Source organism: Shinella sp. HY16 (assembly GCF_028534175.1).
Taxonomy (GTDB): domain Bacteria; phylum Pseudomonadota; class Alphaproteobacteria; order Rhizobiales; family Rhizobiaceae; genus Shinella.
The window spans coordinates 1466068-1492183 of the sequence record NZ_JAHYXL010000001.1; the positions used below are offsets into that span (position 1 = coordinate 1466068).

Consider the following 26116-nt stretch of genomic DNA (forward strand, 5'->3'; position numbering starts at 1 on the left):
CCGAAGAGGAGGGGGCAGATCATGCAGCATAATGTTCCGTTGATCGTTGACAGCTTTGCCGGCGGCGGCGGCGCGTCCACCGGTATCGAGATGGCCCTTGGCCGCTCGCCGGATATCGCGATCAACCACAATGCCGATGCGCTGGCGCTGCATGCTGCGAACCATCCCGAAACGCTTCACCTGTCGGAGAACATCTTCAGGGTTGATCCGCTAGACTATGTCGCCGGCAAGCACGTCGGCCTGGCTTGGTTTTCGCCCGATTGCAAACACTTCTCGAAGGCCAAAGGCGGCAAGCCGGTCGAACGCAATATCCGCGATCTGGCATGGGTCATCGTTCTCTGGGCCGAGCGCGCGAAGCCTGACGTCATCATTATGGAGAACGTCGAGGAGTGGAAGGAATGGGGGCCGCTCATTGAAACCGAGCGCGGCCTGATGCCATGCCCCGACAGCCGGGGGCAGACGTTCCAGAAGTGGTGCAAGGCCATGAAGCGAGCAGGGTACAAACTCCAGCATCGTGAGCTTCGCGCCTGCGACTATGGCGCGCCGACCATTCGCAAGCGCCTTTTCGTCATCGCCCGCCGCGACGGAAAGCAGATTGTCTGGCCGGAGCCGACACATGGCGCGCCGACGGATCGCGAAGTCATTGCCGGGCGGAAGCAGGCTTGGCGTACGGCCGCCGAGATCATTGACTGGTCTCTGCCGTGCCCGTCGATCTTCGACACCTCGGATGAGATCATAAGCAAGTTCGGCTTGCGCGCGATCCGCCCGCTGGCCGACGCCACGATGGCCCGCGTCGCGCGCGGCACCAAACGCTATGTTCTCGATGCTGCGCGCCCGTTCCTCGTCCAGACCGGATACGGTGAGCGCAAGGGGCAGGAGCCGCGGTGCATGGATGGCGACACACCTCTCGGCACTGTCGTCGCCGGTGGCATCAAGCATGCCGTCGTCTCGCCGTCGCTGACGCGCTTCAACACCGGCGCAACCGGGAGCGCCATGGATGAGCCCGTGTCGACGATCACGGCCAACAGCTACATCAAGAAGCCGGGTGGCGCTGCGCCACTGGGTTTGATCGCCCCGAGCCTGTCGGCCTTCTATGGCGACGGTGCCGGCGGCAAGGATCGCTCGGCCAGTGCCGAAGAGCCGGTGCGCGTCGTCACGACCGAAAACCGGCACGCTGTCGTCGCGCCGCACCTCATGACCATGCGGAACTCCGGCAAGCCGTTCAACGGCGCGGAGGAGCCCACCCATACCATCACCGCCGGCGGCGCTGGCCTCTCGCTCGTCGCGCCGGTTCTGACCTATGCGCAGCAGGGCGGCGCAAACCGCTCCGTCGAGGACCCGCACCACACGATCACGGCAAGCAAGAAAGACCAGAACGCGGTCATCATCCCGACGCTGGTAGGTTGCGGCGGCCGCGCCGGACAGAGCCGCCCGCGCGGTGGAGACGAGCCGCTGGCGACCGTCACGGCAAAGGCCGACGTATGCACCGCTGCTGTATTTGTCGCTCAGCACAACAATGACAGCCGCCGCATCGGTGGCGTAAACCCCGGCCGCGAGGCATCCGAGCCAGTTTCCACCGTAACGGCGACCGGCGCGCAGCAGGGCGTGGTCTCCGCATTCGTCTCTCGCCAGTTCGGCCAGAGCGTCGGCCATGGCGTCGATGAGCCGTCGGCAACGGTCACAGCCGGCGTCAACAAGTCGGCGCTCGTCGCGCCATTCATGCAAGCCTACTATGGCACCGGCGATGGTGGTGAAGAAGACCAGCCGTGCCGTACCATCACGACGAAGGACCGCCACGGCCACGTTGAAGCCGTCATCAGCGCGCCGCCCTTCACCGAAGACCAGCACGACCGTGCCCGCGAGGTAGCAGCTTTCCTGCGCTCCTATGGTTTCTGGGATGATCGGGAGTTTGTCACCCTGACCGTTGGTGACGCCGAGTTCGTCATCGTCGATATCGGCATGCGCATGCTGACCCCGCGCGAACTGTATTCGGCGCAGGGCTTCCCGGCCGACTACAAGATCGACACCGACGCGACCGGCCGGCCGTTTCCCAAGAACGTCCAGGTGTCGTGCGTTGGCAACTCGGTATCCCCGCCGGTCGCCGCCGCCATCGTTGCGGCGAACTGCCAGCACCTCGTCGAATATCGCGAGGCAGCGGAATGATGGACTCCGCCGGAACGATCTCACGCCACGACGGCAACATTCGCCTCACGAGCTGCAGCAAGGAAGGCCAGCCTCGCACGCGAAGGGGAGCATTTGCCCTCGATAGCACGAGCGCAGAAAGCAAGGGCTCGCTGGAAGGCCCGGCCGTATGTGACCGGCCATTTTTCCGCCAGGACGAACATGGCGTTTCGAACGTCTTTGATCTCCATCGCGCGGGGCATACCCGGAAGCAAAACTGCAAGAGCGCGGTCCCAAGTCACAGAAAGCATTTCGTATTTCCCTGTCTATCCGGGGCCATGAATGCAGATCGTGCGCGGGTGGTTCCGTGTCATTCCGATGAAATTTCGCCGTTCTCATTCTCGACGAGCGCTACCCATTCTAGGGAGTTAGCATAGCCATGGCGCAGCACCTGTTGTTCAGCGAGCACCTGACGGCGATGGAGGCCCACAAACCCATTGCCGACACCTATCTTGGACAAGCGCATATCGCCGGCACAGGCCCGGAAGGCCGAACCTGCCGCGAATGCCGCTTCTGGCACGCCTGGAAATGGCGGAAGCTGGTAGGGGGGGGCAAAGAGCTTGTGGCCGGAGACCCCGGCTACTTCGGAAAGCGGCACAAGCTCCAGCCGCTCGGCCTCAAAAAGGCAAAGTGCAATCGACCTATTCTAAACAAGGCGAACCGGCTCATCCCGCACTGCGCCAAGGCGTGCCGCCTTTTCGAGCCGGCCGAGCGTCCGTTGCCAGAGCGGAGGCCGGATAATTGACCGACGCGGAACTTCTCCGAGAAGAAATCGCTGAGCTCGAGGCGCAGATTTTCCGCCTTAGGGGAAGCATGGGTAAGGCAGACAATGGCGTGAAGCTTCAGCGGCTCGCCATTGTCACGCGCCTTTGCAACCGCTGCAAACGCGCGCTGGCGAATCTGTCGGCGCGCGGGGAGGCGGCATGACCTCAGCGGATCATCTTCGACGGAATTTCCTCGCCCGGTATGGGCGTGACATCCGGTGCCTCTTCAGGAACGACATCTGGTCCCGGTTCCTCGATCGGACGTTCCGGAATGTCCGGCAGATCGTCTGGAGTCTCTTCCGGAGGAACTTCCAAGGGCTTCTTCGGATCGTTTGGGTCATTGGCCATATCGCTCTCCTCTACGCATGTGCAACCGGGGTAGGTGGCCGAATGTTCCGTGAGGTGACGACATGAGCCAGAACACCTCATCGGCCGTGATGCAGCAGCGCACCGAGGCGCATGACAGCCTCGACGATTTCCCGACCCAGCCGTGGGGTACGCGGGCGCTCTGCACCCATGTGCTTTCCGGTTGCTACCTCAAGAGCAAGACCGCGTGGGAGCCAACGTGCAATCGCGGTCACATGGTTGACCCTCTTGGCGAATTCTTCTCCGCGGTATGGGCGTCTGATATCCACGACTACGGCTTTGAAGGCGCATTCCAGCACGATTTTCTGATGCCGTTCCTGCCGCAGGTCTTCAAATGGTGTGGCGATGGTCCTGACTGGATCGCCGCGAACCCTCCATTCCGCCTCGCAGAGCAGTTCATCGCCCGCGCGCTGGACGTTGCCACCGAAGGCGTGGCGATGATCGTCCGCACCTCGTTCCTTGAGGGCGTCGGCCGATACGAAAACCTCTACAGCAAGCGCCCGCCGAACATCGTCGCGCAGTTCTCCGAGCGCGTCCCGATGGTCAAGGGCAGGTTGACCGCAACCGGCTCGACGGCAACGTCCTATTGCTGGCTGGTCTGGCTGACCGGCGTGACAGGCACGAAGCTGGTGTGGATCCCGCCATGCCGCAAGCAGCTTGAGCGCCCCGAGGACTACGCGGCCTATCGCAAGGTGGCGGCATGATCTGTCCAAATCGAAAGAGAGGCCGCAATCGCCGCCTCTCCAGATCGCTAGAGGTTCTACGCGGACAAGCGTCCGCCACCGGATCGCGAGCGGATCATCCACGGCATGATGCCAGCAGATTTCACCAGAATGCCCTTCTTCTCCCCAAAGGAGCGGATGGCGTCGCGTCCGACTTTTACAGGTTTGAGGCCGTCAAAGGCCATGTAGCAGGTCTTCAAGGTCGCATCGTGAATTATGTCACGATCGCGCTCAGGCCACTCTTCCAGAAAGTCGATGGCGTCTTCCAGACACGTTATCTCCCGGATCAGCTCTTTGCGTTCCTTCAGATATACGGGCCTATCAAATACCTTCGAGTTCATCTCTACCTCACTGAAAACGTTGGTGATCAACAAGGATGGCGTCGGAATCGGACGCCGACCACCAATCTATTTTCGAGGTTTTCTGGTTTCAAGAATGTACCGGCCGCCAACCTCAAAAAATTTGGTGAGGTGGCGGCATGACCATCACCTTCCTCGAGGCCTACGCCCTTCATGGCCGGAACAGCATGGCGATCGCCGAGGCTTGCGGCATCGAGGAGAGCGATGCGTACAATCTCATGGCTGCCCGCGCTGATCTTGATCATGGCGTGACGCCCTCAAGCACCGCCGTTGGAAAACGTCGCAGCGCGCCGGCTTTGCTCCGTAGCGGCGGCGATACCGCGGCTCCCTCCCAATCGAACGCGAGAGGGGAGTTTCAGTGAGCCGTTGGGTGCGCATCCAGGTCGATATCCACGAGCATAGCGTTTTCGCGCCGGAACCCTTCACCGAGCGCGAGGCCTGGCAATGGATGATTTGCCGGGCGGCGTGGAAGGAGACCGCTCACCGGGTCGGCGCTTCGGTCCACAAGGTGCCCGTGGGCAGCTTCTTTGCGACCGTCCGCGAGATGCAGGCGGTGTGGAAATGGACGTCCACGCGGCGCGTAGCGCAGTTTCTCAACCTGCTTTCCGAGCAGAACATGATTGAAACACGCTCTGAAACAGGAAAGACGCTCGTAACCGTCTGTAATTACAGCAGATATCAGAATGTTGAAACACCTTCTGAAACACCGCAAGAGCGAAATCCGAAACAAGAACGAAACACTAAAGACACCAGTTTACCAGAACACCAAGGTTCACCTGGGCTGCTTAGCGAGCGCGAGGATTGCGATCTCGATCCGGCGACCCTCGAAAGCAAATTGCGGGATGCTGCCGGCGAGAAGATGCAGCCGCATGGCGGGTTCGTTGTCGGCCCGGTGATGGAGCTCGTCCGAGCCGGCGCCGATATCGACCTCGACGTCCTGCCCGCCATCCGCGCCGTCGCCGCCCGCCTTAACCGGCCAGCCCGATCCTGGGATTACTTCGTCCCGGCGATTCAAGACGCCATGGACAAGCGCAAAGCCGCTGCGACCTGGGAGCACCGCGCTCAAGCGCCGCCAGGGTCGAAGCCGCCCAGCGCGGCGATGCAGCGCCACGAGCGCCTACGGCAGAACTTCAAACGCGAAATCAACGGTGATGAAAATGCAGACAGCGCCAGCCCTATCATCGACCTTTCAGAGCGAGATTACCGCCCTCACTGAAAAGCTGTCCCCGTCCGGCGCCGACGAGGTGGCGAAGTGCATCAACGCCCTGCTCGACGCCGGCCTCATGATCCCGTCGGCGGTAAGCGAGAACGACGCGATCGACCTCTACCGCGAGGCGCTGTCAGCAACGCCGATCGACGGCCTGCGCAAGGCATTCATCAAGCTCAAGCGCGGCGGCTACTCGAAGTATCTGGCGTTCCTGCCGAACCCGTCGGAACTGGCCGCTCTGGCCAATGGTGAGGCCCAAAGCCTTCGCGACGACCGCGCCCGGATTTCCGAGCGGGCCAGGATGGTTCGCGAAAACGCGCAGATGAACATCAGGTCGGGGAAGTATGCCTTGCTGAAGAACCTCGGCGACGAGGCGCGCCGGAAAGCCGAGGAGCTTTCGCTCGACGGCTGGTATCTCTTCGAAACCTGCCCGTCTCAAGAGGCATGGGTGGGGCGCGTCAAGAAGGGCCTGCCGGTTGGGGCGATCTTCCTCTACGCCATCGGTGAAATCTGGGCGCCGCCGGCCGCCGCCATGGCGGGGAGGGCCGCGGCATGAGCATCCAGGTGTCAGCCAAGACTTTCACGAGCTCAGCCGCGCTTCTGGCCGACCACGCTGCGGTGCGGCGCCGGCTGTTTGGCCTGGCACCGGTCAGCCCTGTAGGCCCCGAGCCGGTTGACGCGGAACCTCTGATCACCGTTCGCCGCCGGCTGCCGGCCGTGAACCTGCAGTTTCACGATGCACATGTCAGGGCCTTCCGCCGGTGGCAGATGATCGCCGCAAACGGACCCTGCACGGCGCATATCCTGAAACGCTGCGCAGAGGCGAGGGTGCCATACGAGGCTGTCATCGGTCCCTGCCGCAAGCACAGGGTCGCTCAGTTCCGGCATCTCCTCATGTGGGAGATCAAGACCATCGTGAAACCATCGATCAGCTACCCGGAGCTTGGGAGGCTCTTCGGCGGAAGAGACCATACGACGGCGCTGCATGGCGTGAGGGCGCACACGGAACGCCTGAACCACACCTCGAAGTAACGCAGCGGAATACGAGGAGCACCACCATGGCAAGCAACTGGTACGCGGTACGCGCAAAGCCCGGCACTCAACGGATGGCACGTCCGCTCCCGATCCCGGCAAACATCACCGAAAAGGAAAGGATCGAGGCCGATCGCCGCAAGGGCGAGAGCATCCTTGAGCGCCAGCTGCGCCAAGAAGGCATTGACGTGTACATGCCGTCCTTCTGGATTCGAACTAAGCACCACCGGACGAACAAGCTGATTGAGCGGCGGCTACCATTCCTGGTCGGCTACGCCTTCGTCCACCTCCCTGATTTCGAGTTCGAGCGGGTGAGGGGTGTTGAGGCGGTCATGTGCATGCTCGCGCCGACGCGAAACGCCGGCCCTGTTCAGTTCCCCCAGAATATGATTGCGCAGTTCATGGTTGACGAGTTCGAGACCGAGCAGGCACAGCGCCTTCAGGAATGGTCCGACATCGAGCGGAAACGCTTCAACAAGGCGAACAACCTCCGTGGACAGTTGAAGAAGGCGCTCCCGAAGGGTCGGCATCCGAAAACCTCCCTGCGAGAGTACGCCGATCAGGTCCTCGAACGCCTCGGTGAGGTCATGCGTGCACGCGTTCTGGTAATTACTGCACAGCTTGATGCACTCGAAGCCGCAGAGACTCTTGAAGAAATAGAGAAAGTCGCTTAGAATCACTGAAATCTTTGGTGATTTGTGGCTGTTCTGATCGCGGACCTCGATTAACGAGGGAATACACGCCGGGCCACGGGGCGGATTTCACCGCGCCCCGTTTGGAGAATATTGCCGAAATTCCCGGCAGCTTGCATGAATTTGCCTTGGCCATGGAACCCTTGCCTGTCTTCCAGATTTCTCTCCCGCATTTCATCTTGCAAAGGAGAGACATCATGAAATCGCTGGCTGATATATTCGAGCACACGCTTCAGGACGTCTACTACGCCGAGAACGCGATTACGAAGGCTCTGCCCAAAGTCGCAAAGGCGGCGAAGAGCGCAGAGCTGAAAAAGGCGGCTGAGGATCACCTTGCGGAAACGAAGGACCAGATCAAGAAGCTCGAGCAGGTCTTCAAGTCGATCGGCAAGAAGGCGTCCGGCGAAAAGTGTGACGCCATCGAAGGGCTGATCAAGGAAGCCGACGGCCTCATGGAGGAGGCGGAAGGCACCGCACTTGACGCTGGCCTTCTCGCAGCTTGTCAGGCAGTCGAGCATTACGAGATCGCCCGTTACGGTTCGCTTCGTGAATGGGCGAAGGATCTCGGCCACGATGAGGCGCATAAGATCCTGAGCGAAATCCTCGACCAGGAGAAGGCGACCAACAACAAATTGACGAACCTCGCCGTGACGGCGATCAACAAGACGACGGCGGTCAAGAAGGCAGCCTGACCCATTCTAGGGGAAGCCGCTGCGCCCCGCCCATGGATCCCGAAGCGGGATTTCCCGTTTCGCCAGCGGCCAAGCCGGGAGGGTAGCCCGGCGCCTCTTGCTGCCTATTGATGGGCTACTTGCTTCTTCGAAGCATAGCGACTGCCTCGCCGTCTTTGCTGACGAGGCGCTCGTAAATGTACTTGGAATCGTTCAACCACTGGAAGCTGCAGACCCTTTCAAGCTCGCAGCTTTCGCGACCATGGCCGAGCAGAACGATGTTCAGCCATTTCTGCTTGGTTTTCAGGTTGATACCCTCTACGCGAGCTATTAGCCGGCCGGATTCGTCGCACAGCTCAACGCCTTCTTTGAAGGCAACGGTTTCCTTCGAAAGAACGGCTTCTAACGGCCAGCAGGTTGACGAATCAAGCTCTACGTCAAGCAGTGCCGGTGCGCTTCCTACCGATGCCGTAGATCTTGTTTGAAGTTTTCGGTCGATCAATTGTTCGGCAAAGGCTTTGATTTCTTCGAGCGCGGCGTCATCGACTTGGCCGGTGTCGCCCTTCTCGCCGCTGGGGCCGCGTTCGCCCCGTGGTCCTTGCTCGCCTTGGTCTCCGCGTTCACCCGGGTCGCCTTTCTCCCCCTTGGGGCCCTTCGCGCCTGTTGAGGCCGCCCGGGCGTTCGAGAGGTCTAGGATAACTGTCTCAAGGGAAGCGATCTTCTCGTTTGCCTTCTCAAGCTGGCGATCGAGATTGAAGTAAAGTGCCGTCCCCGTAATTGCGAAACCAACGACAGCAACAACGGCCGATGCTCGGCCCCACAGATCTGTACTCATCTGTCCCCACAGAAATAAGCGCCAGCAAGCATTGCACCAGCCTCTCGCAGGAGTCGAGAGGTTGCCCACATTTTTTCAACCATAGGAAAGGAACCAGCATGCGCATGATCCGAAGTCTGATCTATGCCGGCCTCGCCCTTGCGGCCATGGCCTTCACCATCTCGGCGCCGGCCGTCGCGGCCACGCCCACCGATCCCGGCATCTATGAAGCCGTCAAGGCTTCGGTCGAGAAGCCGATGATCCACCAGGTCGATGCCGACGTCGTCTGCCTGAACTGCATCATTCCGTCGGTCGAGCCGCACAGCGCCGTCAGCCGAAGTTCGGCCGACCTCTCCAGCATGACCGTTGCCGGCACGCCCGTCGCCGTCGCCGCCTACATGTACATCGACCCCGACATCCGCTGCTGATCCCGCATGCCTGAAACGAGAGCCGGGCTTAACCGTCCGGCTCTTTGATGTCCCGATCTGTGCCCTTAGGAGAGGGTAGAGATAGGAACACCCCACAGGAGCCCCACATGATCGGCGTGACCCTACGCTGCCCCGTATCAGGCATATCCGGCACTGTAGACGCGCAGACCGTGCACACAGTCCGGCCAATCACGGGGTCGGCGAAGTTGCGCTCGCTTGACTATCCGTTTTCAGAATGTTTGAAAAATCCAAATGAACCGAGGGCATCTCGACGGTCCTAACGACCGCCAGCATGTCGTCCCGCCGCCCCCACCATTCGTTGATTAGCATGGGGGCGCCGCGATTGAATGTCAGATAGTGCCCGTCGGTCGTTTGCTGTCCAACATTCTCAGGCGCAACCACAGCTACTCCAATCATAGCGAAAAGAATGCTGTCGCTGAGTCTCAATTTTCCGGCTGACCATTGCATCGTTGTGATTGGCTCTGGTCCGGCAGCGTCAGGATAAAGTTCGAAGCCGTCTTCTAGCTCATCGCCATGCCCATGGGTGCAGCGGTGGACTTTGTATAGAATTTCCGCAATGTCCAAGGCCACCATTGATTTGTTGGCGAGCGAGATTGGAAATCGGGTAGTGTCGAGATTGATACCCGGCATTCCGAATTTCCCAAAAATCTCAGTCTCTTCTCGAATCAATCGGCAGAATCGAGCAGCATTACCACTATTACCGTAGGGCTTCTTTCTAGCAGTCCCATCCACTGCGTTGCAGGCGTGGAGCATCGCACTTTCGCTGTCTCCCGCGAGCCAATCGTCAATCGCCTTGCTTACAGATTTACCAACCTTCATACCTACCTGCCGTTCTTGGGTGTCGAAAAGCCTTACCCATATTTCCTATCGAAAGCCGGGCTCGACCTTCCGGCTCCCAGTGGCCCCGACTTGTGCCCTCACGCGAGAACAGAGGAAGTTGCTTCGTCTACATCGGGCCAAAGAAGTAGCTGATCGCTCCCATCGCAGCGAAGGCAAGCAACGCCGACACCAGGAAGATGATCGCGTTTCGCTTCCAATAAAACTTGAAAGGCGGCTTTTCCTGCTCGCTCTCTGCCATTTCTACCTCTCGGACACTCACCGCAGATCGGCCATTGTGGCATCCTGTCCATTGCCCCAGTCTTTACCGGGGAACATAGCCCTTATCTCCGGAAAAGGCGCGGCCCGTACAACACGATTATGCAGGCGAGAATGATCATCACCAGCGATATGCCGAACTGGTAGATAGGGAAGGCCGCACTGTCTCGTGCGACCCACATGGCGGCGAAGACGCCGGCTGCAGAGAGAATAGCTTGCGCGATGTAGGGCATAGGAAAATCTCCGTTGGCTGGAGCTTATCCGTACTCTGGAACCAGCAACGTGATCTTGACGTGCATCAACCCGAAGCCGGGCTTCGGTCCGGCTTCTCAGATGCTTCTCTCTGTATCCTCGGTGGAGGGTAGAGGTAGGAACATCAATCCTGCATCCTGCCAGGCTTGTCATAGCTTGCTCGGTTTCGCCAGCATCGGTCACTTCGTGACCAAACAACATCTGGCGTCATTTTATTGAATACGGTTAGCACTGGCTTCGTTATGCCGAGGTTCCCATTCCCGTTGATGAAAACGAACTCGTCGCCAAACTCCTTCTGGATCGAGTAAACAATGTGCTCCTGGTAGAGGAACTTCTTATCCTTCAACTGCTCAACCATCCAAGTCGCAACATCAGAGGGGGTCGTCATTTTTTGTCCTCTGCGGGGACCTGCAAAGCGTCCGGGTGAAAGGCGCCGCGCTCATGCTTGGCACCTGCAAACCAAGAGCATGATATGATCGTAGAAGAGTTTATTTGCACAACGGTCATCTTCGGGCCGCCGGATTTGAGCTGAACGATATCGCCTACTTTGAATGACATGATTTTTCTTTCTCCAGTTGTTTCCAGTATGGAGACAGATCAACCACGAGTTTGCAAGCCGTGTTGAAAAACAATCAAAGGAAATCAAATGACACAGCGCGGCGGGAAGCGGCCTGGCGCTGGCCGTAAAGCAGGAGCGCCAAACAAGGCGACTGCTGCCCGGCAGGAGGCGGTAGAAGCAAGCGGGTTGACGCCGCTCGACTATATGCTCGCCATCATGCGGGACGAGACAAAGGCAACAGAGGATCGGTTCGAGGCGGCAAAGGCCGCGGCACCCTATGTCCATCCGAAGCTTGCCAGCGTCGACCACCAGTCCAGCGACGGCAGCATGAGCCCAACGGATCCGAGAACATGGCGGGAAGTGCTGCGCAGCGAAAAGAGCTAGACGCCACCACCCATCTGACAAACCCGGCGCTGCATGATTTCTGGGAAGAGGTTTTCCTCGGCCAAGCCGATATAGCCGTTCTTCACGGTGGCCGGTCAAGCTCAAAGACCCGTGACACGGCCTGCCAGTTGGTGCGCCTGGTCGACCATGTGGCGGTCAGGATGAGGGTGCTTTGCATCCGCCGCTTCCAGAACCGCATTCAGGACTCGGTCTACACCGAACTGAAATGGGCCATCAATCATCTGGGGCTGCAAGCCGCCTACAACGTCCAGAAGACGACGATCATCCACCGCCGGACCGGCGCGGAATTCATCTTCTACGGCATCGAGCGGAACCTTGAGGACATCAAGGGCACGTCCGATGTCGATATCCTCTGGGTGGAAGAGGCGGAGAAGCTCACCGAAGAGCAATGGACGGTCATCGGCCCAACGATCCGCAAGGAAGACAGCCTCGCCATTTTGCTATTCAACCCGAAGCTCGTCACCGATTATGTCTGGAAGAACTTCGTCGTAAACACGCCGCCCCACACGGTGGTGCACAAGATCGACTGGACGGACAATCCGTTCCTTTCGCAGAAGGCGTTGCGCGATATCGCTGCGATGCAGGCCGCGAACCCGGAACTGTTCGAGCACATCTATGGCGGCGTGCCGCTTGGGGATGGCGAGCTTTCGATCTTCAAGCGCCGTTGGCTCGATGCCTGCGTTGATGCTCATACGGTCCTGAAGATCAGCCTGACCGGCCGGAACATAATCGGCTTCGACCCGGCAGACGACGGCGAGGACAAGTGCGCGACGGCCGATAAGATCGAAGGCGTCTTCACTGATGCTGAGGACTGGTCATCCGGCAAGGACGAATTGGTTCAAAACGCCAAGAAGGTCTGGGCTAAGGCAAAGCTCGCTGGCGCGACGGTCTCCTATGACACGATCGGCGTCGGCGCGTTCGTCGGTGGCTACATCGACGAGCAGAACAGCCAGAACGCCAGCAAGGTCAAGCACTACGCTTTCCATGCCGGCGGGGCAGTCATGGATCCGGACAAGCCGAGCGACGCGCTGAACAAGAACAGCCCGCTCAACAAGGACGAGTACCTGAATCTCAAGGCGCAGGCCTGGGCCAACACGGCCCGCCGCGCGATGCTGACGTTTAACGCCGTGACGCGAGGCCATGCGATCAAGCCGGAGGACGTGTTGTCGTTCTCGTCGGCGATCGACACCCAGAAGCTGGACGCGCTCTTCACCGAGCTTTGCGTGCCGTGGTGGGTGGAGACCGAGGGCAAGAAACGCGTGGTGCCGAAGGCGAAGCTCAAGAAGGATTTGGGCGTGAAGTCGCACAACCTCGCCGACGCGGTGATCGCCGCCGACAACGTGCACATCACCGGCTCCACCTACACGCTTTCGAACATCGGGTGACCTCATGTCCTGCACTCCATGCCAGCGCCGGCGCCAGATGCTCGCCCAAGCAAAGGAAAAGGGTGGGGCAAAGGGTGTCCTGAAAATCATCCCGGCCGTCGTCAAAGACACGGTGAAGAACCCACCGCGGCTGGTGAAAGGCAAGAGCAATGGGTGAGGTCATCACACTTCGCGCGAATGACAGCCTGCGCTCGGTCGTGGCTGGCCTCGGCGATCCGCTCCGCGACAAAGCCGCGACGACCTTCTACGGTTTTCAGCAGCTCGACCCTGTCCAGCTCTCGAACATCTACCGCTCGAACTGGCTGGGTAAGAAGATCATCAATATCCCCGCCATGGATGCAGTCCGAAAGGGCAGGGATTGGCAGGCCGAGCAGGACCAGATCGAGCTCATCGAGGCTGAGGAGAAGCGCCTAGGGTTTTGGAATAAGCTGCTCGAGGTGAAGACCAAAGCTCGTCTATGGGGCGGCGCCGCGCTGCTAATCGGCACGGGCGAAACCGACCTCATGAAGCCGCTTGAGGCGGAGCGCATCGGCAAGGGCGGCATCAAGTACCTTACGGTCCTGTCCCGCCGCGACGTCACAACCGGCGAGATCGAGCAGGACGTGCTTTCCGAGTACTTCGGCCGCCCGGGCTACTACGAGGTGACGGGCAGGGCCGAGATGGTGCGAATCCATCCGTCGCGACTGGCCGTGTTCCTAGGCGCGCCGCATGCGGACGATCTCATCGCCCAGAGCATCAACCAGGGATGGGGCGACAGCGTGCTCGAGGCGGTCTACACCGCGGTGCGCAATGCAGACGCCACGGCTGCGAACATCGCCAGCCTCGTGTTTGAGGCAAATGTCGATGTTTTCCGCGTCCCGGATTTCATGGCCAGCCTGTCCGACCAGGAATATCGCAACCGGTTGATGGAGCGATTTACGCTCGCGGCGACGGCCAAGGGGGTCAACAAGGCCCTCATCCTTGACAAGGAAGAGGAATACGATCGCAAACAGATCAGCTTCGCGCAGTTGCCGGAGGTGATGCAAACATTCTTACAGATGGTTTCCGGCGCAGCGGATATCCCGGTGACTCGGCTTCTTGGCCAGTCACCAGCCGGAATGAGCGCCACCGGCGAGTCCGACATGCTCAACTACTACGATCTGGTGTCGTCCATCCAGTCTCTGGAGATGACCCCAGCCCTCTACCGCCTGGATGAATGCCTGATCCGCTCCGCACTCGGCGCTCGCCCTCCCGAGATCTACTACTCCTGGGCGCCACTCAAGCAGATGACGGAGAAGGAGAAGGCTGAAATCGGGAAAATGAATGCGGAGACTTCCGAGATTATTGGCCGGACCGGCTTGTTCAGCTCTGAGGAGTTGCGGTCAGTCGTATCGAACAAGTTCATAGAGACCGCATTCTATCCGGGCCTCGATCAAGCCATGCAGAGAACTGGTGACGATTGGGAGGCGGATCTTGGTGGAGGGAATGAGGCCGACCACGATGAGGGAACGCAACCGCGAGAGGGAGCCGAGCCATCTACCGTGGCCGACGCCACGCCACGCACGCTCTACGTTCGCCGGGACGTCCTAAACGCCGCCGAGATCATCGCATGGGCCAAGGGGCAGGGGTTCAAAACCACGCTCCCGGCCGATGATCTCCATGTCACTATCACCTACAGCCGCACGCCGGTTGATTGGATGGAGATGGGCAGCACCTGGGAGGATGAGGTGAAGATCCCGCGCGGCGGCGCTCGGCTGATGGAGCAGTTCGGCGAGGCGCGCGTGCTTCTGTTCAATTCGAACATGCTCCGGTGGCGTCATGACGAGATGGTCGACAAGGGCGCGTCCTGGGATCATCCGGAGTACCAGCCGCACATCACCATCTCGTATGACCCGGCTTCGCCCGATCTCGCCGGTGTCGAGCCGTACCAGGGCGAAATTCTGCTGGGGCCGGAGATATTCGGCGAGATGAAGGAAGGAGGTTCGTCGCTCGGCGACGGCACCTTTCCGTGACGGATACAATCCGAGCCAGCCGCGTGGCAAAAACGGCCGCTGGCTTTCGGCTGGCGGCCGGATCAGCGCGGCAATAGGTGCGGCTGGGCAAAACGGAGCTGTCCACGCGGATTTCGGTGCGGTGCGCCGGCCGGCGGCGGTTTCCAAGATCGCTGGCGTGAATGTCCGGGGCTTCAAGCATGCGATCAGCAACCAGGCGGTCGCTCACATCCGTTCCCGGCATCCAAACATCGGTGCCGCGGACATTCAGCGTCTCCCGGCTATCGTGAAGACGGGTAAGGTCAAGCTCGGGAAGGACCGGGGCGTCAACGGCGTTGCCCGGCTCGTCTATCGGGCCACTGTCGATGGCGTCAAGTACGAGTACATCGGTGAAGTGCGCCGCAAAAAGCAACGGATCGACGCCATAACGCTCTATCGAGTGTGAGGGGAGTTGGCTCGCTGCTTTATGCCGGGGCCTTCAGCTTACGTCCGAAACGCTCGCGAACCTAAATCCAGTATAGGCGATCCTCGCTCAGCAAGCAAGGAACTCACATGCTTCGTTACTCCTTGGCAAAGCTCGGCCGTGCCGATGGGAGGACCGCCGGCACGAGCGTTGAGTTGCCGCCAGTACAGGTCCGCCTCGCCGCGGAGAAGGAATATCACTCGGCGCTTCGGTCCCTGCTTGCGGGAATGGCCAGAGAGATGCGCGAGAGCGTTGTCCCCCTCTACCAGGCGGAGATTGACCGAAAGCGCGCCCAGCCGACCATTACGGTCGATGCCGACACCGACTGGTTTACGCGGATCGGCAATCTCAAGGTCGCCTTGATCCGCATCGCCTCTAATGCCGTTGATCGCATCCTCAACCTTGAGGGACTGAGGCACACCGACAATTTCATGGCCGCTGCCAAACGCGCCCTGGGCATCGACCTTCGCGCCGTGGTCCGGCAGGAGGACATTGAGGACTACATCCGCGAAGCTGTAGGGCGGAGTACCTCGCTCATCCAGGGGCTTGCCGACGACCTGCAGAAGCGGATCGAGCAGGCGGTCTACGACAACAGCATTGCCGGTAACTCGGCGGCCTCACTCCGCAAGGCTCTGCAGGAGCAGTTCGGGATCGCCGATCGCCGCGCGAAGATCATCGCCCGGGACCAGACGAGCAAGTTCAATTCGGACCTGAATCGGTTTCGGCAGACGCAGGCCGGTGTGACGTCCTATGTGTGGACGACCAGCCATGACGAACGGGTCCGCGAACGGCATCGGAAGTTGGACGGCAAGACCTACAAATGGGGCGAGGCAACGGGCGCGGAGCAGGGGCTACCGCCGGGGCAGCCGATCCTCTGTCGGTGCATCGCGCGCGGGATTGTGCGGTTCTAGAGGTTGAGGAGTTTGCGGACGTCGTCCGGCATATCGATGCCGTCGGCGACGTCCTCGGGGCCAAGTAGAACGACCTCGGTCGTCTCCATCGCCTGCTTCAGCTTGCGGACCTCGAGTGAGAGCTCAGCGATTTTCACACCTTGCTCATGAAGCATGGTCTTCAGAATTCGGAATTGTTCGTCGGTCATGTGCCGATGAAAACCTGAAACCAAGGGAAAGTCCACCGCAATTCACCGACGTTAAGGCAGTGGTCCTGCGTGCCTGATGACCCAGGTTGTTTTAAGGTGTGCCTTTGACAGGTTTGGGGAAAAAGATGCTTGTGGCAATTCCGTCAAGGTCACCGAGTATATCCCGAACCGATTGCGTGCCTTCTGGGTGGACCCCATTCGCCGACGTCCATTCGACCAGCAGAGAAGTGAAGGCCTTTGAGATGAACTCCGTGTCCGACGCGAGGGTATCGAGAAAGTCGTGCATGCGGGCAATGCCGCTGTCCGATTGCCAATCGAAGCCACCCATTCGATCTAGATCATGCACGAACGTGTTCCTGTAATCGAGAAAACGATCGAGCATCGTCGCAAAGTCGTCATCAAGATCGACGCGGGATTTCAGGGCAACGATGAGTCTTCCTATTGTCGCCTTTTTGTTTTTTGCCTCAGCGGCGAAGAGGGCATCTAGGGTTTTCACTCCCACATCCCGAAGCGGAAAAGTGAGTGAGAGCGAGACCAACTTCTCAAGAACCTGCATCTGAATGAGCATCTGACCCATCCGGGTGAGCGCTTCGACCGCGGCGGGTGACATTGCGACTGTTTGCATTTTTGTCTCCAACTTGAGGCAACGTATCATGAACTTTATCGATGTTGCACCGATCGCGAGAACGCGACGGACCGCTGACGGCTACCTCGTGGCAGAGGTCCGCACCGCTCGCACCGGAATTCAGGAGTACGCCGGTTGGGAGGTCGGGAAACCCGACATGCCGGTGGTCAAGGTCTATCGGCCCGCCGACCAGGTGTTCAGCCGAGACAGTATGAGCAGCTACGCCCATAAGCCGGTGACGAACGATCATCCGGACGAAGCGGTCAGTGCCACAAACTGGAAACAACTCGCCGTCGGCTCCATTGGCGATGAGATCGCCCGAGATGGTGACTTCGTCCGAATCCCGCTTATCGTCATGGATGCTACTGCGATTAACCTCGTCGAGGGCGGCAAGCGAGAGCTTTCCGCTGGTTATACCTGTGATCTCTCGTTCGAGAGCGGCACGACGCCTGACGGGCTGGCATACGACGCAATCCAAAAAGACATTCGCATCAACCATGTCGCTATCGTGCAGAACGGCCGCGCTGGTTCCAAAGCTCGCATCGGTGACGGCGCGAAATCGTGGGGCGCGAGCCCCGTCATACTCCCCACAGCAGACATGAAAGGAAGCCCGATGGCTGACAATCTGCGCAAAGTGCTGGTGGACGGGCTCCAGGTCGAAACGACCGATGCAGGTGCCGCCGCCATTGAGAAGCTGACCAAGGACAAAGCGGACCTCGCGGCCAAACTTGCCGACGTGGAGAAGGCGCACGCCTTGGCGACTGCTGATGCTGCAACGGCTCACGAGAAAGCCGTCGCCGCCAAGGACGAAGAGATTGGCACTCTCAAGGCTGACCTGAAAAAGGCAAAGGACGCCATTCCATCGCCGGAAGCCCTTGCCAAACTGGTTGCCGACCGCGTCGCACTGGAGGCCACCGTCAAGGCCGTCGCCAAGGACGTGCAAACTGAAGGTGTCTCTGATGCCGACATTCGCAAGGCAGCGGTCGCCACCAAGCTCGGCGACGAAATGGTGAAAGACGCGTCCGACGCCGAAATCGCCGGCATGTTCAAGGCTATCGCCAAGGACGCGGCTACCTCCGATCCGGTTCGCGCCGCACTGCTCAACCGGGACACCAAGACCAACGTCACCGACAACGGTCAGGCCGCCTATGAAAAGCGCCTTGCCGATGCCTGGAAGAAGGGAGCCTAACCGATGGCCGTCCAGACCTCCTATTCTGAGAATATTCGCCCGGCCGTCGCGGGCCAGATCGCCAACATGGAAGACGCTGTGCTGATCTCGCGCACCGTTGCAGATGCGGCCGGCGTCGGCTTCGGCAAAGTCGTGCAGGAAGCAGCTGCGGACGGCACCAAGGACGGCCAGTGCACCGGTGATCTCAACACTGCAGCAATGGACGCGTTCAAATTCCTCGGCGTCACGGTCTACGAGCGATCGGTTCGGCCCGAAACTCCGACCAAGTTCGGCCAGTATGAGTCCGCGCGCATCATGCGCAAGGGCGTGGCCTGGGTCGAAGTGGCGAGCGCTGTCGTCGCTGGCACTGATGTCACCGTAACCCTCGCTACCGGCGTCCTTGGCTCTGCCGCGGTCGGCGCTGGCGTCGTCGCGATCCCGAATGCCCGCTGGGACTCCTCCGCCGCTGGCGCCGGGCTCGCAAAGCTCCGTCTCGGCTAATCGAAAAGGAAACGATCAATGAACGTCAACTATCAGTTCGACGCACAGGCCGCGATGGGCTTCGTGGTCTCCCAGACCACGCATGTCGAGACCGCCGTCAACGAAACCGTCTATCCGGATATCCAGTACCCCTCGCTCATTCCGGTAGACACGTCGGCGCATCCCTTCGCGCAGACCGTGACCTACTACTCGTCCGACAAGTTCGGCAAAGCCGGCTGGATCAATGGCAACGCCGATGACATTCCGCTCGCCGGCACGGAGCTTACCCAGCACAAGACTTCGGTCTATACGGCTGGTATCGGCTACGGATGGGGCTGGGAAGAGGTCAACATCGCCATGATGGTCGGCCGCAATCTCCAGAACGACGACGCGATGGCGGCTCGGCGCGCCTACGAGGAAATGGTTGACCGTGTCGCACTTGCCGGAGAACCCGAAAAGGGGTTCCAGGGCCTTCTCGACAACAGCGCGATCACTCCGGCAGCCGCCACCAACGGCGACTGGGATGGGGCTTCGACGACGGACCAGATCATCCAGGACGTCAACGAAGCTATCATGGCGACGGCAGTTGGCACGATGTACACCTCGGTTGCCGACACTGTCCTGCTTCCTCACGCGAAGCTCAATACCTTGGCAACCCGCCGGCTCGGCGATACGACGATTTCCATCTTGGAATTTCTTCGTCGCAACAACACCTACACGGCGAAGACCGGCAACGATCTTACGATCCGCGGCGTGCAGGGGCTTGAGACCGCAGGTGTCGGCAACACGGCGCGCATCGTCGCCTACCGTCGCGACCCACAGGTGCTGAAGCTGCACATCCCCATGCCTCATCGCTTCCTGCCGGTCTATCAGGATGGTCCGCTGCGCTGGGTTGTGCCTGGCGTCTTCCGCCTCGGCGGTCTCGACATTCGCCGTCCGGCAGAAGTCAAGTATCGCGACGGGATCTGAACGATGACCAAAGTCACCTCCAACCACGACGGTCCGCTCGGTCTACCGGGCGGTGTCGTCCTTCGCCCCGGAGTTGCCACGAATGTGGAGCGATGGAGCATCATCAAGGACCATGCCGTCGTTCGTTCCTGGATCGACGCCGGCGTGCTTGAAAGCGACGAGCAATCGGACGATGCAAATTTACCGGCTCCCGTCGATGAAGCCACCGATACGGGGGCAGTGGGCGGCGATTCTTCCGCAGGTGCATCGCCTAACGACGATGCGCTTGCCAAGCTCCGGGCGGAAGCCAAGGAACTAGGCATCGCAGCCCACTACCGCTGGTCTGCTGAGAAGATCCAGGAAGAGATAGACAGGAAGCTCGCGGAGTAGCTTACTCTCGGTTGAGATCGGGATTGAGAAGGTCTTCGCTTAGGATCTCCACAATCCCATTTTCATTCGTCATACCCTTGGCATATTTCGCGTTGGCGATCTCTTCAAGGATTCCTTTGTGTGCCCGGAGGCGGCCGATTGGCCCGCCCGTAGCCGGGCCCGCTTCAATCAGCACATCAAAGGCGATGAACACGGTGGCACGTTTATACGGTCCGCTTTGGATTTGCCATGACATGCCGGTCTCGGTCATGGATGGTTCCCTAAGATGGATGAGTGGCAGCGGCATAAATCTTCCTATGAAATCGATGGTTAGCAATTTCGGAAATGTGGGTACGCACTATTCGGAATCCAATAGCACCTCAGCTTCAAAATCGGAGTCCCGATGCCTTACGTTCAGCCGAACGCAGAGATATTTAAGGCCCGCTTCCCAGAGTTTGCACCTGTGCCCAATACCCTGGTCAACACGGTGCTGGCAGAAGCCGTCGACGCGGTCGGCGACACTTGGCTGGAGCGCGACCGGGCTAAGGCGCAGATGTACCTCGCCGCGCACCTCCTCGCCATGGAAGGCGAGCCCGGCCGTTCGCAGGGTGTCGCGGCCGGGGAGGGCGGCGGCCACTTCGCTGTCACCGGTCCGGTGAAGCGGGAGAGGGTCGGAGACGTCGAAGTCGAGTATGCCGGTGCATCTGCTTCGTCTGGGGGCGGTTCTGGCTCCGGCTCCAGCTTATCGGCGAACTATGGCACGACCTCATACGGCCGGCTCTACCTCGAATTCCTTCGCAAGAACTTCCCGCCGGTGGCCGTCGTCTGATGTTCAAGATGAGCGTGGTGCGCAAGCGTCGGAAGAAATTGCCTCCGCGGATATCCGGACCCTCGAGGGTCAAAGTTGGTTTTCCGGCGGGCGAAGCGGACGGCGACAACATCCAGAAAGCTGTCTGGAACGAGTTCGGCACTCGCGGTGGCGCATCCGGTGGAGGATGGGGCGGGCCGGTGCCAGAGCGCCCATTCATGAGAAATGCGATCAAGAACAACACCGGCGGCTATCAAAGCGCGATGCGGGCGTCCGCGGTGAAGATTTTGCGTGGGGAGACGAGCATGACGACCGTGCTGCGCAAGCTGGGGATCAAGGCTCAAGGGGATATCCAGGCTGAAATTTCATCCCTGACCTCGCCCGGGAACGCCGATGCGACCATTGCGCTCAAGGGCTCCGATAAGCCGCTCATTGATACTGGCGAGATGCGTGCTGCAGTGACCTACAAGGTGGATGATTGATGCTTGCTGTCGCACGAGCGATCGACCGGCGCGCGGTCAACGTCACTCTGACCACGAGGCCCGACGGAACCTACAACGACGACGGCGATGTGGTCGACGCAGCTCCCGAGGTCAACACGATCCGCGCCGCAATCCAGCCCGCCAGCGGGCGGCAGCTCATGGACTTGCCAGAAGGCATCCGCACCGAAGCGCGCTGGCTCCTGTGGAGCCGATCGGAGGTCGAGGTGGACAATCTGATCACGGCGAAGGGGCTTTCCTATCGCGTCATGCATGTCTGGCCCCGTGATGAAGGGGCCTTCTTCCGTGCTGCCCTGGGACAGTTGAAGGCATGACAGATGACGAGGTTCATTCTGCTGTTGTCCGTTGGCTGAAGTCCGTCACGGGTAAGACCGTGATCAAGGCTTACCAGTCGGCGAAACGTCCGGCGGGCCAATACATCACGGTCAACTTAACCGGATTCTATGAGCTGCACGAGCACGCTCAGGAGGTCGTTTATACCGGCGACGACGAAGTGGCGGCCACGCCTGTTATTGAGGTTGAATGGCGGTTCTCTACGCATGCATACGGGCCACAGCCCACCGCAATCCTCCGCCCCGTCATTTCGGCGCGCAAGCTCGCCCAGGTGACCGAACCGCTCATGCCCGGCCTCGTGCTGCATGACGTGTCGCAAATCCGGCATGTCCCGGAGTTTGTGAACAATGCCTGGGAGCCGCGCGCCCAGATGGACATCAACCTGCGCGGCCTCGTGAAGGATGGCCACGTCATCGATGTGATCGAACAGACCACCTTCGTTCACGAGCGGTTCTAACCGCTTCTCCCCAACATCACCACCTGAAGGACTGCGATATGGCAAAGGTTCCGTATTCGAGAGTCGTCAACGTGACCATGACGCGGAACGACAACTTCCCGCATCGTCGCGGTTTCGGCACGCCCATTATTCTGACGAAGGCCACCGTTTCCGGCCAGGTTGATGCCGCCAATCGGACGAAGCTCTATGCCTCGCAGGATGAGGTGGCCGCCGACTGGGGTCCGACGACCGACGTCTACAAGGCGATGCTCCGGGCGTTCGCGCGCCGGCCGAGCCCGCTCCAGGTCAAGGTCGGGCACGTCGCCATGGACGAGACCCCGACGGCGGCCGAGCTTCAGGCGCAGCTCGATCTCGTCTACGAGGCCGACACGGACTGGTATTTCGTGACGATCGACGCCGCGCTCCGCGACAGCACCGCGTTGGATGGCCTCATCACCTGGACCGAGACCAAGAACAAGCTGGCGCTCATCGATAGCAATGCCATTGGCATGCAGTCCGCGGCCGACACCACGAACATAGCGGCCCGCCACAAAGGCACGGTGGAGCGAACCGGTGTTTTCTACCATCCGGACGCCAACGAATTCCCATCCATCTCGCTCGCCTCGTATATGGCGACCCGGGATTTCGACACGCCGGACAGCGCCTATACGGCCAAGTTCAAAAACCTGCCGCTGACGAGCGCCGCGAACCTGACGTCGTCGAAGATCACGGCGATTACCGGTTTCACGCCCGGCCTCGGACAGGCGGAGGAAAACGGCCACCTCGCCAATACCTATATCGACATCGGCGGCAACAATCTGACCGTCGAGGGCTCGACGCTCACGCAGAATGTCTTCCTCGACGAGATCCATGCCACGGACTGGATTGTCGCACGTACCGAGGAAGAGGCGCTGGCGATCAAGCTCATCAATGCCCGCGTGCCCTTCACGGACGCCGGCATGGAGACGATCGCGTCGGCGGCTCGCACCGTCATGCAGATTGCGGCGCGCGCCGGCTTGATCGCCCAGGACCTCAACCCGCTGACGGGCGAGTATGAGGCCGCGGTCGAAATCACGGTCCCGTCGGTCTTCTCGGTGACCGAAGCACAGCGCAAATCGCGCATCGCGCCGCCCGTCGTCGTCCGCTTCCGGTATGCCGGCGCGGTCCACTACACCACCATCAACTACTTCATGACGTTCTAAGGAGGCGACGATGGCCAAATCCACCGCTTACTCATATGGCAATGTCGCCGCCACGCTCGACCGGCGCGCGGTACAGGGCGTTTGGGATGGAGATGACGCGATCGTCGTCAATCGGGGCGCCGATGTGGGCTCCCGCGTCGTCGGCGCCGACGGCTCTTCCATCTTCTCCATCACCATGGATCGCTCGGCGACCATCACCATCCGCCTTCAGCCAAGCAGCCCGACGCACCGGCTCCTCCTCGAGAAGGAGAAGGCACAGCGCGCACTCGGCGCATCCTTCCCCGGCTTCCCCTTTGTCATCAAGGACAAGGTGTCGGGCGAGGGCGGCACTGGTACGGACTGCTTCATCCAGTCCGCCCCGACGGACAGCAAGGGCAAGAACGCAACGGTTCGCGAGTGGGTGCTGTCCACGGGCGAGTGGACGCCCGAGATTACGAACGGGTAGCAGGGATCGGCTTATTGCCGCTCTCGCGGCTTTTGGAATGTGGTGGCGACGCAATCAGGAGTACGTTCACCGTCGCGGCATTGTCGGCGTGGCTTCATATTCGATTTGCTCATGTCAGCGGTGGCAACGTTCTTGAATTTGATCGTCACGGTATTGCCGCGAGTTCCGTTGCTGACGTTTTGGGATTCTAGACCACCCCCGAGCGCCCCGCCAGCAAGGGGCACATTCGAGATCGTCAAGTTGCCCTTTGAGGTCGTTGTGGAATCTGCTGCAACAGGTTTCATCTAACTAAAAATTGATCTCTGCCTGATGTTTGTGCAATCCTACGTTTAGAGGGATTCTCGGGAGGGGATATGAAAACGCTTGTTCTAGCGCTTGCGTCATTGTTGTTTTTTGCCTCGTTCGCGAGTGCGCACGGCGGAGGGTGCCGAAAGAGCTCTCCCCCTGGCCAATGTTGCCACATGGATCGCAAAGCAGGCGAAGTCCATTGCCATTGAAATACGTCTCGATCTTGCTCGGTTTCCTCGTCCTGTCGGCATCTATTGCGTTTGCAGCGAGCTCGACCCTTACTGGCCGGGCATCGGTAATCGATGGGGACACCATAGAGATAGCGGGCGAGCGAATTCGTTTGAACGGAATTGACGCTCCTGAGAGTTGGCAACGATGCCATGACGAGTCGGGCAGGGTGTATCGCTGCGGGAAAGACGCTGCGTTCGCCTTGGATGATTGGCTGGCGGCGTCTAGGCCTACCCGCTGCGAATTTGTCGAGCGCGATCGCTACAAGAGGTTTGTTGGAACATGCTTCCGCGCGGATGGCTACGAGGTGAACCGCTGGTTGGTTGAGACCGGCAACGCCTTGGACTGGGAGAGGTACAGCGGCGGCGCCTACAGCGACGCGCAGGAGACAGCAAAGGCCTCGCGCGCTGGGATATGGCAAGGGGCGTTCGAATTGCCCTGCGTTGTCAGGGCGCAGAGGGCAAAGCGGAAGCCAAACTGCTGAAACGCAGATCCCCGCCAGTGGGGCGGGGCAATGCCGTCATCGAACTCCGAAAACGACACGTTTTGCAATGTCATCGACGCTGCGTCGGTGGTCGACTGTGTAGAACGTTGATTTGGCAATCGCACCATTCGTCATTGCAACGCGGGAATCGCGACTTCGGGCGCAGCTGGTGCTATCTACCAAGTCTGAGGCATCAACGACAATCTCAAGCGGCTTCTCGTCCAGGCGGAACAGAGTAGGGTAGATAGGAGCGCACTTCTCTCCGCCGTTCTCGACCAACTGCCAATTGGCATCAAAAAAGTACGTAGCACGGGCCTCATCGTTGGTCTGTTTTCCGCCGTGTGCACCGTCCCACCGTGAGCGCAGTCCATCCTTCCAATCCTCGATCGTAATCAACGGTTCAGCGCTCGATTGGACCACGTAGACAATTGAGTACACCCGGCTGTCACTTAGAGGAGACGTCAGCACGAAGGTGTATCTTCGATACAGGCGAAGGTGCTTGTCCTCGAGATAGATATAAATGGTTTGAAGATATGAAGAGCGGGCGGCGGGAGCCAGGGAAACATCCTTCCGGTTGTTTACTGCCCGCATTCGTTCTGAACGCACCCAATCGGGATAGTGCGCAGCAAGCACCTCTTCCAGCTCTTGAACAGACATCCCCAGGCTGAAGTTGGAACTGGGCAGCAGATGCTCCAGGGCGTCAGGCGCCGCAACGATCTCAGGGGCTCTCGACTCCCTTGATGCGTAGGCTATGCCGACCAGAATATTGAGTGCCGCCAGAACTATGATTACGCTTTTCGACACATGTTTCTCTTTGAATCCGAGGCGATGCCATGCAAGGCAATCTCGCTAATTCCCCGAAGAGGCATTTGCAAGAACTGCGGGTGGGTGCCGACTTCTGGTATCGGCACACCCTAAGGACGAACCGGTCTCAAAATGATGCCGTCAATCGTAGTTGATGTACTCGATACGGCATACTGCTCCGCTCGCATCCGTTGTGAAGCTGATGGACTTTTCGATGACCTCTTGGCCTGGCGGAACGGTGCTTGCTGACCCGCCAGTCTCATCGAAGGGGGATCCAGAAGGATCAAGCAATGTGCAGCTGTAGCTTGCATTGAATGGTCTGGCGCCGCGGTTTGCAATCCCGACAACAACCACTCGATACTCGTCATCGCGATCAATCCGCAGCGTCTTGATCACCGCTTCCTCGACCGGGGAGTAGTCGGACGGCGTGAACTCGCCAGCATTGGCTTGTGACCAGAACAGCGCGGCAAAAACCGCGATCCTAAACTTCTTCATGACGTCCCCCGGAGGTAA

Annotated in this window: 41 protein-coding genes; 27 read left to right on the forward strand and 14 right to left on the reverse strand. The window is 59.9% G+C overall.

Annotation, left to right across the window (positions count from 1 at the left end; translation table 11 throughout):
- The first annotated feature begins 21 nt into the window (after nt 1-21).
- On the forward strand, nt 22-2163 hold the full coding sequence (locus K0P03_RS07385) for a DNA cytosine methyltransferase (protein ID WP_272789248.1): 2142 nt from the start codon (nt 22-24) through the stop codon (nt 2161-2163).
- Nucleotides 2164-2183: 20 nt separating this feature from the next.
- Here the strand turns inward: K0P03_RS07385 and K0P03_RS35670 are convergent, their stop codons facing one another.
- Entirely contained in the window at nt 2184-2432 is a 249-nt protein-coding gene (locus tag K0P03_RS35670; RefSeq protein ID WP_050743130.1) for a DUF982 domain-containing protein, read from the reverse strand.
- A 128-nt stretch (nt 2433-2560) separates the two neighbouring features.
- Here K0P03_RS35670 and K0P03_RS07390 point away from each other — a divergent pair, with 128 nt between their 5' ends.
- Complete coding sequence (locus K0P03_RS07390; protein ID WP_050743131.1) at nt 2561-2926, forward strand: hypothetical protein; 366 nt, start codon at nt 2561-2563, stop codon at nt 2924-2926.
- Nucleotides 2923-3108 carry a hypothetical protein gene (locus K0P03_RS07395; protein WP_050743132.1) on the forward strand — a complete coding sequence of 62 codons (186 nt, stop codon included), beginning with the start codon at nt 2923-2925 and terminating at the stop codon, nt 3106-3108. Before K0P03_RS07390 ends, K0P03_RS07395 begins: the two co-directional genes overlap by 4 nt.
- A gap of 2 nt (nt 3109-3110) precedes the next feature.
- On the opposite strand, the gene K0P03_RS07400 is transcribed toward K0P03_RS07395, so the two are convergent.
- Nucleotides 3111-3293 carry a hypothetical protein gene (locus tag K0P03_RS07400; RefSeq protein ID WP_050743133.1) on the reverse strand — a complete coding sequence of 61 codons (183 nt, stop codon included), beginning with the start codon at nt 3291-3293 and terminating at the stop codon, nt 3111-3113.
- Nucleotides 3294-3355: 62 nt separating this feature from the next.
- Here K0P03_RS07400 and K0P03_RS07405 point away from each other — a divergent pair, with 62 nt between their 5' ends.
- Complete coding sequence (locus K0P03_RS07405; protein WP_272789249.1) at nt 3356-4015, forward strand: methyltransferase; 660 nt, start codon at nt 3356-3358, stop codon at nt 4013-4015.
- Between the two features lie 56 nt (nt 4016-4071).
- On the opposite strand, the gene K0P03_RS07410 is transcribed toward K0P03_RS07405, so the two are convergent.
- Nucleotides 4072-4374, reverse strand: coding sequence for a DUF982 domain-containing protein (locus K0P03_RS07410; protein WP_050743135.1), 303 nt, complete (start codon nt 4372-4374; stop codon nt 4072-4074).
- A gap of 137 nt (nt 4375-4511) precedes the next feature.
- On the opposite strand from K0P03_RS07410, the gene K0P03_RS07415 reads away from it, so the two are divergent.
- The 6 genes from K0P03_RS07415 (at nt 4512) to K0P03_RS07440 (ending at nt 8015) form a co-directional block, all read left to right on the forward strand.
- Complete coding sequence (locus K0P03_RS07415) at nt 4512-4754, forward strand: hypothetical protein (RefSeq protein WP_272789250.1); 243 nt, start codon at nt 4512-4514, stop codon at nt 4752-4754.
- Nucleotides 4751-5608, forward strand: a complete 858-nt coding sequence (locus K0P03_RS07420) for a hypothetical protein (protein ID WP_272789251.1) — start codon at nt 4751-4753, stop codon at nt 5606-5608. The genes K0P03_RS07415 and K0P03_RS07420 overlap by 4 nt, the downstream gene beginning before the upstream one ends.
- A complete protein-coding gene (locus tag K0P03_RS07425) occupies nt 5550-6155 on the forward strand; it encodes a hypothetical protein (RefSeq protein ID WP_272789252.1) in 606 nt (201 codons plus the stop codon). Before K0P03_RS07420 ends, K0P03_RS07425 begins: the two co-directional genes overlap by 59 nt.
- Complete coding sequence (locus K0P03_RS07430) at nt 6152-6631, forward strand: helix-turn-helix domain-containing protein (RefSeq protein ID WP_272789253.1); 480 nt, start codon at nt 6152-6154, stop codon at nt 6629-6631. The genes K0P03_RS07425 and K0P03_RS07430 overlap by 4 nt, the downstream gene beginning before the upstream one ends.
- 26 nt (nt 6632-6657) lie before the next feature.
- Complete coding sequence (locus tag K0P03_RS07435) at nt 6658-7305, forward strand: hypothetical protein (protein WP_130519863.1); 648 nt, start codon at nt 6658-6660, stop codon at nt 7303-7305.
- Nucleotides 7306-7520: 215 nt separating this feature from the next.
- On the forward strand, nt 7521-8015 hold the full coding sequence (locus tag K0P03_RS07440; RefSeq protein ID WP_130519861.1) for a YciE/YciF ferroxidase family protein: 495 nt from the start codon (nt 7521-7523) through the stop codon (nt 8013-8015).
- Nucleotides 8016-8130: 115 nt separating this feature from the next.
- Here the strand turns inward: K0P03_RS07440 and K0P03_RS07445 are convergent, their stop codons facing one another.
- Nucleotides 8131-8829 carry a collagen-like triple helix repeat-containing protein gene (locus tag K0P03_RS07445; protein WP_272789254.1) on the reverse strand — a complete coding sequence of 233 codons (699 nt, stop codon included), beginning with the start codon at nt 8827-8829 and terminating at the stop codon, nt 8131-8133.
- Nucleotides 8830-8927: 98 nt separating this feature from the next.
- Between K0P03_RS07445 and K0P03_RS07450 the strand changes: the two genes are divergently transcribed.
- Complete coding sequence (locus K0P03_RS07450) at nt 8928-9236, forward strand: hypothetical protein (protein WP_272789255.1); 309 nt, start codon at nt 8928-8930, stop codon at nt 9234-9236.
- 189 nt (nt 9237-9425) lie between these two features.
- Here the strand turns inward: K0P03_RS07450 and K0P03_RS07455 are convergent, their stop codons facing one another.
- The 5 genes from K0P03_RS07455 to K0P03_RS07475 form a co-directional block, all read right to left on the reverse strand.
- On the reverse strand, nt 9426-10076 hold the full coding sequence (locus K0P03_RS07455; RefSeq protein ID WP_272789256.1) for a hypothetical protein: 651 nt from the start codon (nt 10074-10076) through the stop codon (nt 9426-9428).
- A 127-nt stretch (nt 10077-10203) separates the two neighbouring features.
- Nucleotides 10204-10335, reverse strand: a complete 132-nt coding sequence (locus tag K0P03_RS07460; protein ID WP_272789257.1) for a hypothetical protein — start codon at nt 10333-10335, stop codon at nt 10204-10206.
- An 82-nt stretch (nt 10336-10417) separates the two neighbouring features.
- The gene (locus K0P03_RS07465) at nt 10418-10585 is read right to left on the reverse strand and encodes a hypothetical protein (protein ID WP_272789258.1); all 168 of its coding nucleotides are present in this window, start codon (nt 10583-10585) and stop codon (nt 10418-10420) included.
- Between the two features lie 143 nt (nt 10586-10728).
- Complete coding sequence (locus K0P03_RS07470) at nt 10729-10992, reverse strand: DUF6953 family protein (RefSeq protein ID WP_272815999.1); 264 nt, start codon at nt 10990-10992, stop codon at nt 10729-10731.
- Nucleotides 10989-11162, reverse strand: coding sequence for a YodC family protein (locus K0P03_RS07475; protein WP_272789259.1), 174 nt, complete (start codon nt 11160-11162; stop codon nt 10989-10991). The genes K0P03_RS07470 and K0P03_RS07475 overlap by 4 nt, the downstream gene beginning before the upstream one ends.
- Before the next feature lie 88 nt (nt 11163-11250).
- Here K0P03_RS07475 and K0P03_RS07480 point away from each other — a divergent pair, with 88 nt between their 5' ends.
- The 5 genes from K0P03_RS07480 (at nt 11251) to K0P03_RS07500 (ending at nt 16297) form a co-directional block, all read left to right on the forward strand.
- Nucleotides 11251-11547 (forward strand): hypothetical protein, encoded by a 297-nt coding sequence (locus K0P03_RS07480; protein ID WP_272789260.1) that lies wholly within the window; start codon nt 11251-11253, stop codon nt 11545-11547.
- Nucleotides 11514-12953, forward strand: coding sequence for a PBSX family phage terminase large subunit (locus K0P03_RS07485; protein ID WP_272789261.1), 1440 nt, complete (start codon nt 11514-11516; stop codon nt 12951-12953). The genes K0P03_RS07480 and K0P03_RS07485 overlap by 34 nt, the downstream gene beginning before the upstream one ends.
- Nucleotides 12954-13102: 149 nt before the next feature.
- A complete protein-coding gene (locus tag K0P03_RS07490) occupies nt 13103-14944 on the forward strand; it encodes an anti-CBASS protein Acb1 family protein (RefSeq protein WP_272789262.1) in 1842 nt (613 codons plus the stop codon).
- Between the two features lie 121 nt (nt 14945-15065).
- Nucleotides 15066-15368 (forward strand): PBECR3 domain-containing polyvalent protein, encoded by a 303-nt coding sequence (locus K0P03_RS07495; RefSeq protein ID WP_272789263.1) that lies wholly within the window; start codon nt 15066-15068, stop codon nt 15366-15368.
- A 107-nt stretch (nt 15369-15475) separates the two neighbouring features.
- Nucleotides 15476-16297, forward strand: coding sequence for a phage head morphogenesis protein (locus K0P03_RS07500; RefSeq protein ID WP_272789264.1), 822 nt, complete (start codon nt 15476-15478; stop codon nt 16295-16297).
- On the opposite strand, the gene K0P03_RS07505 is transcribed toward K0P03_RS07500, so the two are convergent.
- The gene (locus K0P03_RS07505) at nt 16294-16485 is read right to left on the reverse strand and encodes a hypothetical protein (RefSeq protein WP_272789265.1); all 192 of its coding nucleotides are present in this window, start codon (nt 16483-16485) and stop codon (nt 16294-16296) included. The genes K0P03_RS07500 and K0P03_RS07505 overlap by 4 nt on opposite strands.
- Nucleotides 16486-16576: 91 nt before the next feature.
- Nucleotides 16577-17110: a hypothetical protein gene (locus K0P03_RS07510; RefSeq protein WP_272789266.1), complete on the reverse strand. Its 534-nt coding sequence runs from the start codon at nt 17108-17110 to the stop codon at nt 16577-16579.
- A gap of 28 nt (nt 17111-17138) precedes the next feature.
- On the opposite strand from K0P03_RS07510, the gene K0P03_RS07515 reads away from it, so the two are divergent.
- The 4 genes from K0P03_RS07515 to K0P03_RS07530 are packed head-to-tail and all read left to right on the forward strand — an operon-like array spanning nt 17139 to nt 20096.
- The gene (locus K0P03_RS07515; RefSeq protein WP_272789267.1) at nt 17139-18299 is read left to right on the forward strand and encodes a DUF2213 domain-containing protein; all 1161 of its coding nucleotides are present in this window, start codon (nt 17139-17141) and stop codon (nt 18297-18299) included.
- A gap of 3 nt (nt 18300-18302) precedes the next feature.
- On the forward strand, nt 18303-18779 hold the full coding sequence (locus K0P03_RS07520) for a structural cement protein Gp24 (protein ID WP_272789268.1): 477 nt from the start codon (nt 18303-18305) through the stop codon (nt 18777-18779).
- Nucleotides 18780-18797: 18 nt separating this feature from the next.
- Nucleotides 18798-19727, forward strand: a complete 930-nt coding sequence (locus K0P03_RS07525) for a DUF2184 domain-containing protein (protein ID WP_272789269.1) — start codon at nt 18798-18800, stop codon at nt 19725-19727.
- A 3-nt stretch (nt 19728-19730) separates the two neighbouring features.
- Nucleotides 19731-20096: a hypothetical protein gene (locus K0P03_RS07530; protein WP_272789270.1), complete on the forward strand. Its 366-nt coding sequence runs from the start codon at nt 19731-19733 to the stop codon at nt 20094-20096.
- 1 nt (nt 20097) lies between these two features.
- Here K0P03_RS07530 and K0P03_RS07535 read toward each other — a convergent pair whose 3' ends face one another.
- A complete protein-coding gene (locus K0P03_RS07535; protein ID WP_272789271.1) occupies nt 20098-20346 on the reverse strand; it encodes a hypothetical protein in 249 nt (82 codons plus the stop codon).
- A 132-nt stretch (nt 20347-20478) separates the two neighbouring features.
- Here K0P03_RS07535 and K0P03_RS07540 point away from each other — a divergent pair, with 132 nt between their 5' ends.
- The 7 genes from K0P03_RS07540 (at nt 20479) to K0P03_RS07570 (ending at nt 24799) form a co-directional block, all read left to right on the forward strand.
- Entirely contained in the window at nt 20479-20904 is a 426-nt protein-coding gene (locus tag K0P03_RS07540; RefSeq protein WP_272789272.1) for a DUF4054 domain-containing protein, read from the forward strand.
- Entirely contained in the window at nt 20904-21365 is a 462-nt protein-coding gene (locus K0P03_RS07545) for a hypothetical protein (RefSeq protein ID WP_272789273.1), read from the forward strand. Before K0P03_RS07540 ends, K0P03_RS07545 begins: the two co-directional genes overlap by 1 nt.
- Nucleotides 21365-21697: a phage head completion protein gene (locus tag K0P03_RS07550; protein WP_272789274.1), complete on the forward strand. Its 333-nt coding sequence runs from the start codon at nt 21365-21367 to the stop codon at nt 21695-21697. Before K0P03_RS07545 ends, K0P03_RS07550 begins: the two co-directional genes overlap by 1 nt.
- Nucleotides 21694-22173 (forward strand): phage neck terminator protein, encoded by a 480-nt coding sequence (locus K0P03_RS07555; RefSeq protein ID WP_272789275.1) that lies wholly within the window; start codon nt 21694-21696, stop codon nt 22171-22173. The genes K0P03_RS07550 and K0P03_RS07555 overlap by 4 nt, the downstream gene beginning before the upstream one ends.
- A 38-nt stretch (nt 22174-22211) precedes the next feature.
- Nucleotides 22212-23354, forward strand: a complete 1143-nt coding sequence (locus tag K0P03_RS07560) for a DUF3383 family protein (protein ID WP_272789276.1) — start codon at nt 22212-22214, stop codon at nt 23352-23354.
- Between the two features lie 10 nt (nt 23355-23364).
- Nucleotides 23365-23799, forward strand: a complete 435-nt coding sequence (locus tag K0P03_RS07565; RefSeq protein ID WP_272789277.1) for a phage structural protein — start codon at nt 23365-23367, stop codon at nt 23797-23799.
- A 451-nt stretch (nt 23800-24250) separates the two neighbouring features.
- A complete protein-coding gene (locus K0P03_RS07570; protein ID WP_443020572.1) occupies nt 24251-24799 on the forward strand; it encodes a thermonuclease family protein in 549 nt (182 codons plus the stop codon).
- A 36-nt stretch (nt 24800-24835) separates the two neighbouring features.
- Here K0P03_RS07570 and K0P03_RS07575 read toward each other — a convergent pair whose 3' ends face one another.
- Together K0P03_RS07575 and K0P03_RS07580 are read right to left on the reverse strand one after the other, a co-directional pair.
- Nucleotides 24836-25603, reverse strand: a complete 768-nt coding sequence (locus tag K0P03_RS07575) for a hypothetical protein (RefSeq protein ID WP_272789278.1) — start codon at nt 25601-25603, stop codon at nt 24836-24838.
- Between the two features lie 141 nt (nt 25604-25744).
- Nucleotides 25745-26098 carry a hypothetical protein gene (locus tag K0P03_RS07580; protein WP_272789279.1) on the reverse strand — a complete coding sequence of 118 codons (354 nt, stop codon included), beginning with the start codon at nt 26096-26098 and terminating at the stop codon, nt 25745-25747.
- Nucleotides 26099-26116: the final 18 nt, after the last annotated feature.